11 protein-coding genes are annotated in these 13411 nt (G+C 71.0%); 10 read left to right on the top strand and 1 reads right to left on the bottom strand.

What is annotated here, in order from left to right:
* Positions 1 to 4: 4 nt before the first annotated feature.
* The 8 genes from J5Y09_RS10145 (at position 5) to J5Y09_RS10180 (ending at position 10288) form a co-directional block, all read left to right on the top strand.
* Positions 5 to 3733: a nitrate reductase subunit alpha gene (locus tag J5Y09_RS10145; RefSeq protein WP_209351647.1), complete on the top strand. Its 3729-nt coding sequence runs from the start codon at positions 5 to 7 to the stop codon at positions 3731 to 3733.
* A 5-nt stretch (positions 3734 to 3738) separates the two neighbouring features.
* Positions 3739 to 5304 carry a nitrate reductase subunit beta gene (narH, locus tag J5Y09_RS10150; RefSeq protein ID WP_209351648.1) on the top strand — a complete coding sequence of 522 codons (1566 nt, stop codon included), beginning with the start codon at positions 3739 to 3741 and terminating at the stop codon, positions 5302 to 5304.
* Positions 5301 to 6011 carry a nitrate reductase molybdenum cofactor assembly chaperone gene (gene narJ / locus J5Y09_RS10155; protein WP_209351649.1) on the top strand — a complete coding sequence of 237 codons (711 nt, stop codon included), beginning with the start codon at positions 5301 to 5303 and terminating at the stop codon, positions 6009 to 6011. The genes narH and narJ overlap by 4 nt, the downstream gene beginning before the upstream one ends.
* A gap of 12 nt (positions 6012 to 6023) precedes the next feature.
* Entirely contained in the window at positions 6024 to 6779 is a 756-nt protein-coding gene (gene narI / locus J5Y09_RS10160) for a respiratory nitrate reductase subunit gamma (protein ID WP_209351650.1), read from the top strand.
* A gap of 5 nt (positions 6780 to 6784) precedes the next feature.
* Positions 6785 to 7630 carry a peptidylprolyl isomerase gene (locus J5Y09_RS10165; protein WP_209351651.1) on the top strand — a complete coding sequence of 282 codons (846 nt, stop codon included), beginning with the start codon at positions 6785 to 6787 and terminating at the stop codon, positions 7628 to 7630.
* A gap of 24 nt (positions 7631 to 7654) precedes the next feature.
* Entirely contained in the window at positions 7655 to 8179 is a 525-nt protein-coding gene (locus tag J5Y09_RS10170) for a hemerythrin domain-containing protein (RefSeq protein WP_209351652.1), read from the top strand.
* A 32-nt stretch (positions 8180 to 8211) separates the two neighbouring features.
* Positions 8212 to 8976 (top strand): carbonic anhydrase, encoded by a 765-nt coding sequence (locus J5Y09_RS10175; RefSeq protein WP_209351653.1) that lies wholly within the window; start codon positions 8212 to 8214, stop codon positions 8974 to 8976.
* Positions 8977 to 9043: 67 nt separating this feature from the next.
* Positions 9044 to 10288: an Hsp70 family protein gene (locus J5Y09_RS10180; protein WP_209351654.1), complete on the top strand. Its 1245-nt coding sequence runs from the start codon at positions 9044 to 9046 to the stop codon at positions 10286 to 10288.
* 17 nt (positions 10289 to 10305) lie between these two features.
* On the opposite strand, the gene J5Y09_RS10185 is transcribed toward J5Y09_RS10180, so the two are convergent.
* A complete protein-coding gene (locus tag J5Y09_RS10185; protein ID WP_209351655.1) occupies positions 10306 to 10866 on the bottom strand; it encodes a hypothetical protein in 561 nt (186 codons plus the stop codon).
* A gap of 466 nt (positions 10867 to 11332) precedes the next feature.
* On the opposite strand from J5Y09_RS10185, the gene J5Y09_RS10190 reads away from it, so the two are divergent.
* Together J5Y09_RS10190 and J5Y09_RS10195 are read left to right on the top strand one after the other, a co-directional pair.
* Positions 11333 to 12364, top strand: coding sequence for an ABC transporter substrate-binding protein (locus J5Y09_RS10190; protein WP_209351656.1), 1032 nt, complete (start codon positions 11333 to 11335; stop codon positions 12362 to 12364).
* A gap of 26 nt (positions 12365 to 12390) precedes the next feature.
* Positions 12391 to 13407 carry an ABC transporter substrate-binding protein gene (locus J5Y09_RS10195; protein ID WP_209351657.1) on the top strand — a complete coding sequence of 339 codons (1017 nt, stop codon included), beginning with the start codon at positions 12391 to 12393 and terminating at the stop codon, positions 13405 to 13407.
* Positions 13408 to 13411 lie beyond the last annotated feature (4 nt).

Raw genomic sequence — 13411 nt, forward strand, 5'->3', positions numbered from 1 at the left:
ACAGATGAGCCACTTCCTCGATCGCCTGACCTACTTCAAGAAGTACGCGGGCACCTTCAGCAACGGCCACGGCGAGACCACGACCGAGAGCCGCGCCTGGGAAGACGCCTACCGGTCGCGCTGGGCGCACGACAAGATCGTGCGGTCCACCCATGGCGCCAACTGCACCGGGTCCTGTTCCTGGAAGATCTACGTCAAGGGCGGGATCGTGACGTGGGAGACGCAGCAGACCGACTATCCGCGCACGCGCCCCGGCCTGCCGAACCACGAGCCGCGCGGCTGTTCCCGCGGCGCCTCCTACTCCTGGTACCTGTACAGCGCCAACCGCGTGAAATACCCGATGATCCGCAAGCGCCTGCTGCGCCTGTGGCGGAAGGCGAAGGCGCTGCACGCCGATCCCGTGCTGGCCTGGAAGTCCATCCAGGACGACCCGGCGAAGCGGCGTGAATACCAGCAGGTGCGCGGCCAGGGCGGCTTCGTCCGCGCGAACTGGGACGAGGCGGAGGAGATCATCGCCGCCGCGAACGTGCACACCGTGAAGCAGCACGGGCCGGACCGCGTGATCGGCTTCTCCCCCATCCCGGCGATGAGCATGGTCTCCTACGCCGCGGGCAGCCGGTATCTGTCGCTGATCGGCGGCGTCTGCATGTCCTTCTACGACTGGTACTGCGACCTGCCCCCGTCATCGCCGCAGACCTGGGGCGAGCAGACGGACGTTCCCGAATCCGCCGACTGGTACAATGCGGGCTTCATCATGATGTGGGGATCGAACGTGCCGCAGACGCGCACGCCCGACGCCCATTTCATGGCCGAGGCGCGCTACCGCGGCACCAAGGTCGTGACCGTCACGCCGGACTATTCCGAAGCGTCGAAGTTCGCCGATCTCTGGCTGCACCCGAAGCAGGGCACGGATGCCGCGCTGGCGCTGGCGATGGGCCATGTGATCCTGACCGAATGGCACGCGAAGGGGCGCGGCGACTACTTCATCGACTATTGCCGCCGCTATTCCGACATGCCGATGCTCGTGCTGCTGACGGAGAAGGACGGGCGCCTGGTGCCCGACCGGCAGCTGCGCGCATCCGACCTGGCGGGCAATGCGGGGGAGGCGAACAACCCCGACTGGAAGACCGTCGCGATCGACGACGCGACCGGCGCGGCCTATGTGCCCACCGGCTCGATCGGCTTCCGCTGGGGCGAGCAGGGCAAGTGGAATCTCGAGGGCCGCGACGCGAAGTCGGGCGCCGAGGTCACGCCGCGCCTGTCGCTGGCCGGCGCCGCCACCGCGCGCGTCACCTTCCCCTATTTCGGCGACGGCGCCGTCGCCTTCTTCAACCCGACCAGCCTCGGCGACACCGTCACGCATGAGGTGCCCTTCACCACCGTGGCCCTGGCCGATGGCGGCACGGCGAAGGTCGCGACCGTCTACGACCTGTTCCTCGCGAACTACGGCGTGACGGGCGAGGCGAACTACGACGCCATGGCCCCCTACACCCCCGCCTGGGCGGAGGCCGTCTGCGGCGTGCCGCGCCAGCAGATCATCACCGTGGCGCGCGAATTCGCCGACAACGCCGAGAAGACGCGCGGCAAGTCCATGGTCATCCTCGGGGCCGCGCTGAACCACTGGTACCACTCGGACATGAACTACCGCGGCATCATCAACCTGCTGGTGATGTGCGGCTGCATCGGCCAGTCCGGCGGCGGCTGGGCGCACTACGTGGGGCAGGAGAAGCTGCGCCCGCAATCGGGCTGGATCCCCGTTGCCTTCGCGACCGATTGGGGGCGGCCACCGCGGCAGCAGAACAGCACGTCGTTCTGGTACGCGCACACCGACCAGTGGCGCTACGAGACGGTGCAGGTCGCCGACCTGCTCTCGCCCACCGCGCCCAAGGCGATGACCGGCGCGCTGATCGACTTCAACATCCGCGCCGAGCGGATGGGCTGGCTGCCTTCCGCCCCGCAACTCGTGCGCAACCCGCTGGGCATCGCGGCGGAAGCCGAGGCGGCGGGTATGCCGGTGCCGCAATATGTCGCGCAGTCGCTGAAGTCCGGCACGCTCGAGATGTCCTGCGAGGATCCCGACCACCCGGCGAACTGGCCGCGCAACCTGTTCGTCTGGCGGTCGAACCTGCTGGGCTCCTCGGGCAAGGGGCACGAGTATTTCCTCAAGCACCTGCTCGGCACGCAGCACGGCGTGCAGGGCAAGGACCTCGGGGAACAGGGCGAGGCGAAGCCGGAGGAAGCGGCCTGGCACGACGAGGCGCCGAAGGGGAAGCTCGACCTGCTGGTGACGCTCGACTTCCGCATGAGCACCACCTGCATGTACTCCGACATCGTGCTGCCCACGGCCACCTGGTACGAGAAGCACGACCTCAACACCTCCGACATGCATCCCTTCATCCACCCGCTCTCCGCGGCGGTGGACCCGGCCTGGGAAAGCCGCACCGACTGGGCGATCTTCCGCGGCATCGCCAGGCGCTTCTCGGCGCTCACCAAGGGGCATCTCGGCAAGGAACGCGACACCGTCCTCACGCCACTGATGCATGACAGCCCGGCCGAGCTCGGCCAGACGCATGTCATCCGCGACTGGAAGAAGGGGGAGGTCGAACCCATCCCCGGCAAGACCATGCCGGCCGTCACGGTGGTGGAGCGCGACTACCCCAACACCCATGCCCGCTTCACCGCGCTCGGCCCGCTGATGGACAGGCTTGGCAACAACGGCAAGGGCATGGCCTGGAAGACCGAGCATGAGGTGGAGTTCCTCCGCCACCTCAACGGCACGACCGAGGTGCCGGGCGTCGAGGGCAAGCTAGCGAAGATGGAAAGCGACATCGACGCCTGCGAGACGCTGATGCACCTCGCGCCCGAGACCAACGGCCATGTCGCGGTCAAGGCGTGGGAGTCGCTCGGCAAGTTCACCGGGCGCGACCACACGCACCTCGCGCGCGCGAAGGAGCACGAGGCGATCCGCTTCCGCGACGTGCAGGCCCAGCCGCGCAAGATCATCTCCTCCCCCATCTGGTCGGGGCTGGAGAGCGAGGAGGTCTGCTACAACGCCGGCTACACCAATGTGCATGAGCTGATCCCCTGGCGCACGCTGACGGGGCGTCAGCAGCTGTACCAGGACCACCCCTGGATGCTCGCCTTCGGGGAGGCGCTCTGCCTCTACCGCCCGCCGGTGGATCTGCGCGCGCATGGCCCGATGCACGGCGTGAAGCCGAACGGCAACACGGAGATCGCGCTCAACTTCATCACGCCGCACCAGAAATGGGGCATCCACAGCGTCTACACCGACAACCTGCTGATGCTGACGCTCTCGCGCGGCGGGCCGATCGTGTGGCTCAGCGAGACCGACGCCGCGACCATGGGCATCGAGGACAATGACTGGGTCGAGGCCTTCAACGTCAACGGCGCGCTCTGCGCCCGCGCCGTCGTCTCCCAGCGCGTGCCCAAGGGGATAATCATGATGTACCACGCGCAGGAGAAGATCGTGAACGTACCAGGCAGCGAGATCACGCATGCCCGCGGCGGCATCCACAACTCGGTCACCCGCGCCACGATCAAGCCCACGCACATGATCGGCGGCTACGCGCAGCTGGCCTACGGCTTCAACTACTACGGCACGATCGGCACCAACCGCGACGAGTTCGTCATCGTCCGCAAGATGGCGAATGTCGACTGGATGGACGGCCCGCGCGTGACACCCCAGGCGGCAGACCTCAAGGCGGCGGAGTAACGGCCATGAAGATCCGCGCACAGATCGCGATGGTGCTCAACCTCGACAAGTGCATCGGCTGCCACACCTGCTCCGTCACCTGCAAGCAGGTCTGGACCAGCCGCGAGGGCGTCGAATACGCCTGGTTCAACAACGTCGAGACCAAGCCCGGCATCGGCTATCCCAAGGACTGGGAGAACCAGGACCGCTGGAAGGGCGGCTGGGCGCGTAAGCGCAACGGCAAGATCCAGCCGCGCATCGGGGCGAAGTGGCGCATCCTCGCCAACATCTTCGCCAATCCGAACCTGCCGGAGATAGACGACTACTACGAGCCCTTCACCTTCGACTACACGCACCTGCAGACCGCGCCGGAAAGCGAGACGATGCCCGTCGCGCGCCCCGTCTCGCTCATCACCGGGGAGCGGATGGAGATCAAGTGGGGCCCGAACTGGGAGGAGATCCTGGGGACGGAATTCCGCAAGCGCTCCAAGGACCGCAACTTCGACGGCATCCAGAAGGAGATGTACGGGCAGTTCGAGAAGACCTTCATGTTCTACCTGCCGCGGTTGTGCGAGCACTGCCTCAACCCGGCCTGCGTCGCCTCCTGCCCCTCGGGCAGCATCTACAAGCGGGAGGAAGACGGCATCGTCCTGATCGACCAGGAGAAGTGCCGCGGCTGGCGCATGTGCGTCTCCGCCTGCCCCTACAAGAAAATCTACTACAACTGGCAGTCCGGTAAGGCCGAGAAGTGCATCTTCTGCTACCCGCGCATCGAGGCGGGCGAACCCACCGTCTGCTCGGAGACCTGCGTCGGGCGCATCCGCTACCTCGGCGTCCTCCTCTACGACGCCGACCGCATCGAGGAAGCGGCGAGCGCCGAGAACGAGCAGCAGCTCTACCGCAAGCAGCTCGACATCTTCCTCGACCCCAGCGACCCGAAGGTGATCGAGCAGGCGCGGGCCGACGGCGTCCCGGAAGCCTGGCTCGAGGCCGCGCGCAAAAGCCCGACCTACAAGATGTGCATCGACTGGCAGATCGCCTTCCCGCTGCACCCCGAATACCGCACGCTGCCGATGGTCTGGTACGTCCCCCCGCTTTCGCCCGTGCAGTCCGCGGTGGAGGCCGGCCATGTCGGCTGGAAGGACGGGCTGCCGGACATCGAGAGCCTGCGCATCCCGGTGAAGTACCTCGCCAACCTGCTGACCGCGGGGGCGGAGGCGCCGGTGGTGCTGGCACTCCAGCGCATGATGGCGATGCGCATGCACATGCGCGCGCGCACCGTGGAGAACCGCGAGGACCTCGAGGTGCTGGCCAAGGTCGGCCTCACCGCCGCGCAGGTCGAGGACATGTACCAGACGCTGGCGATTGCGAACTACGAGGACCGCTACGTCATCCCGACCACGCATCGCGAATACGCGGAGAACGCCTTCGACCTGAAGTCGTCCTGCGGCTTCAGCTTCGGCCAGGGCTGCTACGACGGGCGCACCGTCGGCAACCTGTTCAGCGCCTCCGGCCCCTCGGCCGGGCGCATGGCGCCGCCGCGCATCCGCGAAGCGCAGGAAGCCGCCCAGCAGCAGGAGAATGCGAAGTGAACAAGCGCCTCGCCATCCTCTCCCGGCTCCTCCGTTATCCGGACGAGGCGCTGCGCGCGGACCTGCCCGACATCGCCGCGGCCATCCCCGGCGCCGGCTTCCGTCCCGACCTCGTCGCCCGCCTGCTGCGCCTGCCGCGCCGCCTGGCGCAGGGCGACGGGCTCGACCGGGAGGAAGCCTATGTGCGGCTCTTCGACCGCGGCCGCGGCACATCGCTGCACCTGTTCGAGCATGTGCACGGGGATACCCGCAACCGCGGCCCAGCCATGATCGAGCTCGCGCAGGTCTACGAACAGGCGGGCTACGCGCTCGATGCGCGGGAGCTGCCGGACTTCCTGCCGCTCTTCCTCGAATTCTGCGCGGTGGCCCCGGAAGGGACGGCCCGCAACCTGCTCGAGCAATGCGCGCCGATCCTCGACGCGCTGCATGCCCGGCTGCTCGGCCGCGGCAGCGCCGAGGCGCGGCTCTACGCCGTCATCCTCGCCGCCACGCTGGCCGAGATCGGCGCGAAGCCCGCCCAGGCCCCGACGCAGGAACAGGAACGCACCGACGCGGAGGAATTCGCCGAGCTCGACGCGGCCTACGAATCCGAGCCCGTGGTCTTCGGCCCGGAATCCGACCCCGACAAGGAAGGCGCCCGCGCCAAGGTCGCCGCCATGATCCAGCGCCTGCGGCATTTCCGCGGGCCTTCCGCCACCGCCCGCTGAAGGAGAGCGGACATGTTCGCCATCTGGGACGCCTTCACCGACCACCTCCACGGCTTCCTCTTCGGCATCTACCCCTACATCTGCATGGGCGTGTTCGTGATCGGCTCGCTCATCCGCTTCGACCGCGACCAGTACACCTGGCGGTCGGGGTCCTCGCAGATGCTGCGCGCGCGGCAGCTGCGGCTCGGCAGCAACCTCTTCCACTTCGGCATCATCTTCCTGTTCTTCGGGCACTTCATCGGGCTGCTGACGCCGCACTGGGCCTATGATTGGCTGATCGACCCGGCGACCAAGCAGCGCGTCGCGATCATCGCCGGTGGGCTCGCCGGCGCGGTCTGCTTCGCCGGGCTCTCGTTGCTGCTGCACCGCCGGCTGTACGACGACCGCATCCGCCGCACCTCCACCTATGCCGACACCTTCATCCTGCTGCTGCTGTGGGTGCAGCTCTGCCTCGGCCTCGTCACGCTGCCCTTCTCGCTCGGGCATCGCGACGGCTCGGTGATGCTCGCGCTGTCGGGCTGGAGCCAGGCGATCGTCACCTTCCAGCCGGGCGCGGCCGACCTGATCCGCGGGCTCGACTTCCCCTACCACGCGCATCTCGTGCTCGGCATGACGCTGTTCCTCGTCACGCCCTTCACGCGGCTCGTGCACATCTTCTCCGCGCCGGTCTGGTACCTGTTCCGGTCCTGGCAGGTCGTGCGGGTGCGCGGCGGCGCGACCAACCGGCCCGGGCCCGTCGCGCGCCCCGGCGCGCAACCGGCGGAGTGACGCCCATGACCGTCCGTTTCCAGCCGCCGCCGCAGAAGCCCGCCGCGCCGGCCGCCCCCGCCTGGCCCGAGCACGACGTCGTCGTGAACGGCACCACCATCCCGGCGCGCGACATCGCCGCCGAGATGCAGCACCACCCCGCCGCCTGCGCCGAGATCGCGTGGGAGAACGCCGCCCGCGCCCTCGTCATCCGCCGCCTGCTGCTCGACGCGGCGCGGGAAGGCGGGCACGCGGAAGCGGAGGAGGAGGAGGAGGACGCGATCGACGCCCTGCTCGCCGCCGAGATCCGCATTCCCGATCCGGACGAGGCCGCGGCGCGCCGCTGGCATGCCGCGCATCCCGAGCGCTTCGGCACGCCCGAGGCCTGGGACGCCTCCCACATCCTGATCGCCGCCGACCCGGAGGTGGAGGAGGAACGCAAGGCCGCGCGCGCCAAGGCCGAGGCGCTGCTCGTCGAGGTGCTCGCCTCCCCCGGCCGGCTGCCGGAACTCGCCAGGCTGCATTCCGACTGCCCGTCGCGGGAGGAAGCCGGCCATCTCGGCCGCATCGAGCGCGGCAGCACCGTCGCGGAATTCGAGTCGATGCTCGTGGGGCTCGAGCCCGGCCAGGTCTGCCCCGTGGTGGTCGAGACGCGCTACGGCATGCACCTCGTGCACCTGCATCGCCACACGCCCCGCCGCGTCGCCGAGTTCGACGAGGCGCGCCGGCAGGTGCTGCGCGACCTGCGCCACGCCGCCTGGACGGCGGCCGTGCGGCAGTACATCGCCGTGCTGGCCGCGCGCGCGACGATCGAGGGCTTCACGCTCGGCGCCGATGGCGAGGCGCGCGCGGACGGCCCGCTGGTGAATTGACCAGGGACGGAGGAGGCACGCGCCATGGGCGGCCCGGGTGCCCTGTTCGGCTCCCTCGATCCGGCACTCCTCGCGGATCCGCTCGGCTTCCTCAGCGCCGAGCACGCGCGGCAGCGCGCGCTGCTCGGGCATCTCGAGCGCTTCGCGCGCAAGCCCGGCCGGCGGGGTCGGGTCGCGATGGCGCGCGCGCTGGCCGCCTGGCTGGCGCACGACCTGCCGCTGCACCTGCGCGACGAGGAGGAGTCGCTCTTTCCGCGCCTGCCCGCCGTCATCGCCCCCCTCGTCGACACGCTCGCGGCGGACGGCCGCGTCGCCGCCAGGCAATGCGCGATGCTGCAGGCGGATCTGCTCGCCATCGCCAGGGGCCATCCGGCGCCCGCGCGCTTCCTGCCCGCAGCGCTGGATTTCGCGGCCGCCTATCGCCGGCATCTCGCGCTGGAGGAAGCCGAGCTCCTCCCCGCCGCGCGCCGCATCCTCAACACCACCGAACGCGACGCGATCGCCGGCGAGATGGCCGCGCGCCGCGACCAGGGAGGAACCGATGCCTGACCTGACCGGGCCGCGGCGGGGGCGACGCTGACATGGCGCGCCAGGACCAGGGGCCGCCGCCGGGCGGCGCGCTGCGGCGCCTCGTCGAGGGCTTCGACCGCTTCCGCGGCCAGCATTTCGACCTCGACCCCGACCTCTACGACGCGCTGCTCGACGGGCAGCGGCCGGAGGTCATGGTGATCGCCTGCTCGGACAGCCGCACCGATCCCGCCATCATCTACGGCGCGCGGCCCGGCGACCTCTTCGTCATCCGCAACGTCGCCGCGCTGGTGCCGGAATACGAGCCGGACCAGCGCCCACGCGGCACGTCCGCGGCGATCGAGTTCGGTGTGAAGGCGCTCGGCGTGCGCCACGTCATCGTGCTCGGCCATTCCTTCTGCGCCGGCGTGCGCTGCCTGCTGGACCACGACCATGGCGGCCGGCGCTTCGAGTTCGTCTCCGACTGGGTGAATATCGCGCGCGAGGTGCGGGAGGAGATGGACGGGCTCGTCACGGACGCCGACCGCGCCGTGATCGCCCGGCGGGCCGAACAGGCGACGGTGCTGGCGAGCCTGCGCCACCTCGCCACCTATCCCTTCGTCGCCGAGGGCGTGCGCGAGGGGCGCCTCGCGCTGCATGGCTGGTACTTCCACTTCGGCTGGGGCCTGCTGCAGGCGGCCGAAACGCCGGACGGGCCTTTCCGCCAGGTGGATGGCGGCGCCGCGCCGCGCCCGGCGCTCGGCCTGGCCGAGTCCGGCCCGGTGCCGGCCGCCATCGGCCTCGCCCCGGCGCTGCGCTGCGACGACGCGGAGGGCTGACGCGCGCGGGCTTGCCAGACCGCGTCGCGCGGGGTTGAACCCCGCTCCCCTCGGACCGGCCCCGCGCATGCGCCCCGCCATCGGCATCGACTTCGGCACCACCAACAGCGTCGTCGCCATGCTGCGGCCGGATGGCGGCTGCGAGACGCTGCGCCACCCGACGGGCGAGGTGTTCCGCTCCGTGCTCTGCTTCGGCACGGGGGCGGGCGGGCGGACGGTGCACGCCGCCGGGCCCGCGGGCATCGAGGCCTATCTCGAGGATCCGCTCGGCAGCCGGCTCATCATGTCGCTCAAGAGCTACCTGGCGCAGCGCAGCTTCACCGAGACGCGCATCTTCGGCCGCGCCTGGCGGCTCGAGGACCTGGTGGCGCTGTTCCTGCGCGAGCTCCTCGCGCCCTTCCGCGCCGGGCTCGATGGCGCGCGCATCGTCGTCGGCCGGCCGGTGCGCTTCGTCGGCGACGCGGATGGCGCCGACCTCGGTGAGCGCAGGCTCCTGGCCGCCTTCGCGGCCGCGGGCATGCCGGATGTCGCGCTGGCGCTGGAACCCGCCGGGGCGGGCCATCGCTTCGCGGCCGGGCTCGACCGCGCGACGACCGTGCTGGTGGCCGATTTCGGCGGCGGCACGAGCGACTTCTCCGTGCTGCGCTTCGACCCCGGGCCGCCGCGCCGCGTCACGCCGCTGGGCCATGCCGGCGTGGGCATCGCGGGCGACGCCTTCGACTACCGCATCATCGACCACGTCGTCTCGCCGGCGCTCGGCAAGGGCAGCAGCTACGCCGTGATGGGCAACCCGCTGCCGGTGCCGCCCGGATGGTTCACGAGCTTCGCGCGCTGGCACCACCTGTCGCTGATGCGCGCGCCGCGCACGCTGCGCGACATCGCCGAGGTTGCGCGCACCGCGGAGCATCCGGAGCGGCTGCGCCGCCTCATCCGCCTCATCGAGGACGAGGCGGGCTACGAGCTGTACCGCGCCGTTTCGGCGGCCAAGAACGCGCTGTCGCGGGACGCGGCGACGACGCTGCGCTTCGCCCATGGCGACCTGCTGCTGGAAGCCGCGATCGACCGCGCCGAATTCGAATCCTGGATCGCGCGCGACCTCGCGCGGATCGCGGGCGCGCTCGATGCGGCGCTGGCCGATGCCGGGCTCGCGGCGGCACGGGTGGACCGCGTCTTCCTCACGGGCGGCACCTCGCTGGTGCCGGCGGTGCGGCGGCTGTTCGAGGAGCGCTTCGGGCCGGACCGCGTCGCGGGCGGCGGCGAGTTCGTGTCGGTGGCCGAGGGCCTCGCGCTGATCGCGGGGGAGGCGGGCTGACGCCGCGCGGCGGTGGCCTACGCCGTCGCCGGCCTGTCCGCCCCGTCGCATCCCGCGCAGGTCAGCAGACCGCGCCTTTCCCGCGCCGGTTCGACGCGATAGCCGCAGCGCAGGCAGTTCGCGCCGTCATCGGCGGCGTCGAAGGGGTCCGCGACCTGCCGCGACGGCGAGGCGGCGATCTCCTTGCGCGGCCTGCCGCGACCGCGGCGGATCTCGGCCTCCGGCGCCTCGGCGGGCGGCGGCGCGGCGGGCGGCTCGGCCGGTGCCCAGGCCGGCATGACATGCGCCCGGGGTGCCGCCGGCTGCGCTGCCGGCTGCGCCGCGGGGGGCGTGCCGAAAACCTGGGACGCCGCGGACTTCTTCGCGGGGAAGCCGTCATCCCAGGATGCGGCGCGGAGCTGCGCGTCCGGTCGCTGCGCGCGGTCCTTGGCCGGCCCGCCCGAGCGCAGATGCACCACCTGCACCGTCCGGCTCCCGGTGGCCCCGTTGCGGCGCGGAATGTTCAGCACTTCGCGCCGGTCGGCCGGTTCCGGCTTGTCGTCCTTGAAGCGGGCGAAGACGCGATCCTTGTCGTCCATGGACGTCCAGTCTTGCGAAGTGGGGCGGCATCGCGGCGCCGCGGGAACCTTTTGGTCATCGGTCGATGGCGGGCGGGGCCGAAGACCCGCCGGCGCGGCCGGGTGGCGGAGTCGCGCGGCCCGGGCCGGCGCGCCGCCGCCAGAGTCAACGAGTTGCGCCCGGGGGTCAAATCGGGCGTGCGGCGAGGGCCGCCGCGCCGCGCGCCCGTCGCCCGCAACCCGCCGCGGCGCGGGCATCCGGCGCTCCGGCATGGCCGGACGTGCCCCATATGGAACGACGCCGCCGCGCGCCGTAGGGGCCGCGTGCGTCTCCGCGCGCCGTAGAGCCTGCGCGCGTCGCCGCGCGATGTCGCGGCCGAAGGCAGACGATACGCCGCTTGTGGCGCGGCGGCGGAAATGACAGTTTTGTTGCAATACGAAGGCAGGCCGCGCCGCCGCGCGCCGCAGGGAGACGGGAACACAACGCATGCGCACGAAGATCGTCGCCGCCACGCTGGCCGGCGCCCTGGCTGGCCTCGCCGCGCCAGAGGCCGCCGCGCAGGGCACGCTGAACCTCTACTGCTCCGTCCAGGTCGAATGGTGCCAGGCGATCGCGACCAACTTCCAGCGCGACAGCGGCATCCGCGTGAACATGACGCAGCGCGGCTCGGGCGAGACGCTCGCCGCGATCCGCGCCGAAGGCCAGAACCCGCGCGCCGATGTCTGGTTCGGCGGCACGGGGGACCCGCACCTGGCCGCGGCCGAGGAGAATCTCAGCCAGGCGTATGAAAGCGCCAACAACGCGCTGCTGCACCCCTGGGCGCTGACGCAGTGGCGCCAGTCGAACCAGCGCGCCATCGGCGTCTATGCCGGCGCGGTCGGCTTCGGCTTCAACACGGAACTCCTCGCCCGCAAGGGCATCGAGCCGCCGCGCTGCTGGGCCGACCTGACGCAGGCGCGCTTCCGCGGCGAGATCCAGATGGCGAACCCGAATTCCTCGGGCACCGCCTACGTCATCATCGCGACGCTGGTGCAGCTGATGGGCGAGGACCCGGCCTTCGCCTTCATGCGGCAGATGCACCCGAACGTGAATTCCTACACGCGGTCCGGCACCGCGCCGATCAAGGCCGTGGCGCGGGGGGAGACGGGCGTCTCGCTCTCCTTCGTCCATGACGCGGTGACGGAACGCAACGCGGGCTTCCCCGTCTCCTACGCCACGCCCTGCGAGGGCACGGGCTACGAGATCGGCTCCATGTCCATCCTGCGCGGCGCGCGCAACCTGACCCAGGCGCGGCGCTTCTACGACTGGGCGCTGACCGAGCCCGCACAGCGGCTGGGCTTCGAGGCCGGCGGCCAGCTGCAGCAGCCGTCCAACCGCAGCGCGCCGCTGCCGCCGAACGCGCCGGACCTGTCGGCCATGCGCCTGATCGAATACGACTTCGCGCGCTACGGCCGCGCCGCGGAACGCCGCCGCCTGATCGAACGCTGGGACCGCGAGGTCGGCGCCCTGCCGCGCTGACCGAGCCCCATCCAAGGACGCCCGCCATGATCTTCCGTCGCCTCGCCGTCGCCTGCGCGCTCGCCGTCTCCCTCGCCGCGCCGGCCGCGGCGCAGGGCACGCTCAACATGCTCTGCGCCCCGGCGGCCGACTGGTGCGAGGCGATCGCGGCGGGCTTCCAGCGGGACACCGGCATCCGCGTCGCCATGGCGCGGAAATCGGCCGGCGAGATCCTGGCGCAGATCCGCGCCGAGGCGCAGAACCCGCGCACCGACATCTGGTTCGGCGCCTCGGCCGAGACGCACATCTCGGCGGGCGAGCTGCTGCAGCCGCACACCTCCCCCAACATGGCGCAGCTGCAGCCCTGGGCGCGGCGCGCGCATGAGGCGTCGGGCGGGCGCTGCGTCGGCGTCTCCTCGGGCGCCATCGGCATCGCCTACAACACCGAGGTGATGGCGCGGCGCAACCTCGCCATCCCGCGCAGCTGGGAGGAACTGGCCGGCCCCGCCTATCGCGGGGAGGTGCAGCTGCCCAACCCGAATTCCTCCGGCACCGCCTACACCATCATCGCGGGCCTGGTGCAGCTGTGGGACGAGGACCGCGCCTTCGCCTACCTCCGGCGCCTCCATCTCAACGTGAACGCCTATACGCGGTCGGGTGCCGCGCCGATGCAGGCAGTGGCGCGGGGGGAGACGGCGCTCGCGGCGAGCTTCAACATGGAGACCGCGTCGATGGCCAATGCGGGCTTCCCGATCGAGATGGTCTATCCGTCCGAGGGAACCTCCTACGAAGTGGCCTGCATGTCGATCATCCGCGGCGCGCGCAACATCGCGCAGGCGCGGCGCTTCTACGACTGGTACCTGACGCCGGCGGCGATGGACATCGGCCCGCGCGTGAACCAGTTCCACGTGCCGGCGCATCCGGGTGCCGCGCCGCATCCGCGCATCCCGGACCTCTCGACCATCCGGCTCATCGACTACGATTTCGCGACCTATGGCGACCCGGAGGTGCGGCGGCGCATCCTCTCGCGCTGGGACCGCGACATCGGCTCCCTGCCGCGCTGACCGC

The sequence above is a fragment of the Roseomonas nitratireducens genome (assembly GCF_017813355.1).
In the GTDB taxonomy this organism is placed as follows: Bacteria; Pseudomonadota; Alphaproteobacteria; order Acetobacterales; family Acetobacteraceae; genus Neoroseomonas; species Neoroseomonas nitratireducens.

Bases quoted from the DNA above. Each gene is read 5' to 3' on its own strand.
- J5Y09_RS10195 (WP_209351657.1), top strand. From the start codon at position 12,391: ATGATCTTCCGTCGCCTCGCCGTCGCCTGCGCGCTCGCCGTCTCCCTC.
- narI (WP_209351650.1), top strand. From the start codon at position 6,024: ATGTTCGCCATCTGGGACGCCTTCACCGACCACCTCCACGGCTTCCTC.
- J5Y09_RS10190 (WP_209351656.1), top strand. From the start codon at position 11,333: ATGCGCACGAAGATCGTCGCCGCCACGCTGGCCGGCGCCCTGGCTGGC.
- J5Y09_RS10175 (WP_209351653.1), top strand. From the start codon at position 8,212: ATGGCGCGCCAGGACCAGGGGCCGCCGCCGGGCGGCGCGCTGCGGCGC.
- J5Y09_RS10185 (WP_209351655.1), bottom strand. From the start codon at position 10,866: ATGGACGACAAGGATCGCGTCTTCGCCCGCTTCAAGGACGACAAGCCG.
- J5Y09_RS10165 (WP_209351651.1), top strand. From the start codon at position 6,785: ATGACCGTCCGTTTCCAGCCGCCGCCGCAGAAGCCCGCCGCGCCGGCC.
- J5Y09_RS10180 (WP_209351654.1), top strand. From the start codon at position 9,044: ATGCGCCCCGCCATCGGCATCGACTTCGGCACCACCAACAGCGTCGTC.
- narH (WP_209351648.1), top strand. From the start codon at position 3,739: ATGAAGATCCGCGCACAGATCGCGATGGTGCTCAACCTCGACAAGTGC.
- J5Y09_RS10145 (WP_209351647.1), top strand. From the start codon at position 5: ATGAGCCACTTCCTCGATCGCCTGACCTACTTCAAGAAGTACGCGGGC.
- J5Y09_RS10170 (WP_209351652.1), top strand. From the start codon at position 7,655: ATGGGCGGCCCGGGTGCCCTGTTCGGCTCCCTCGATCCGGCACTCCTC.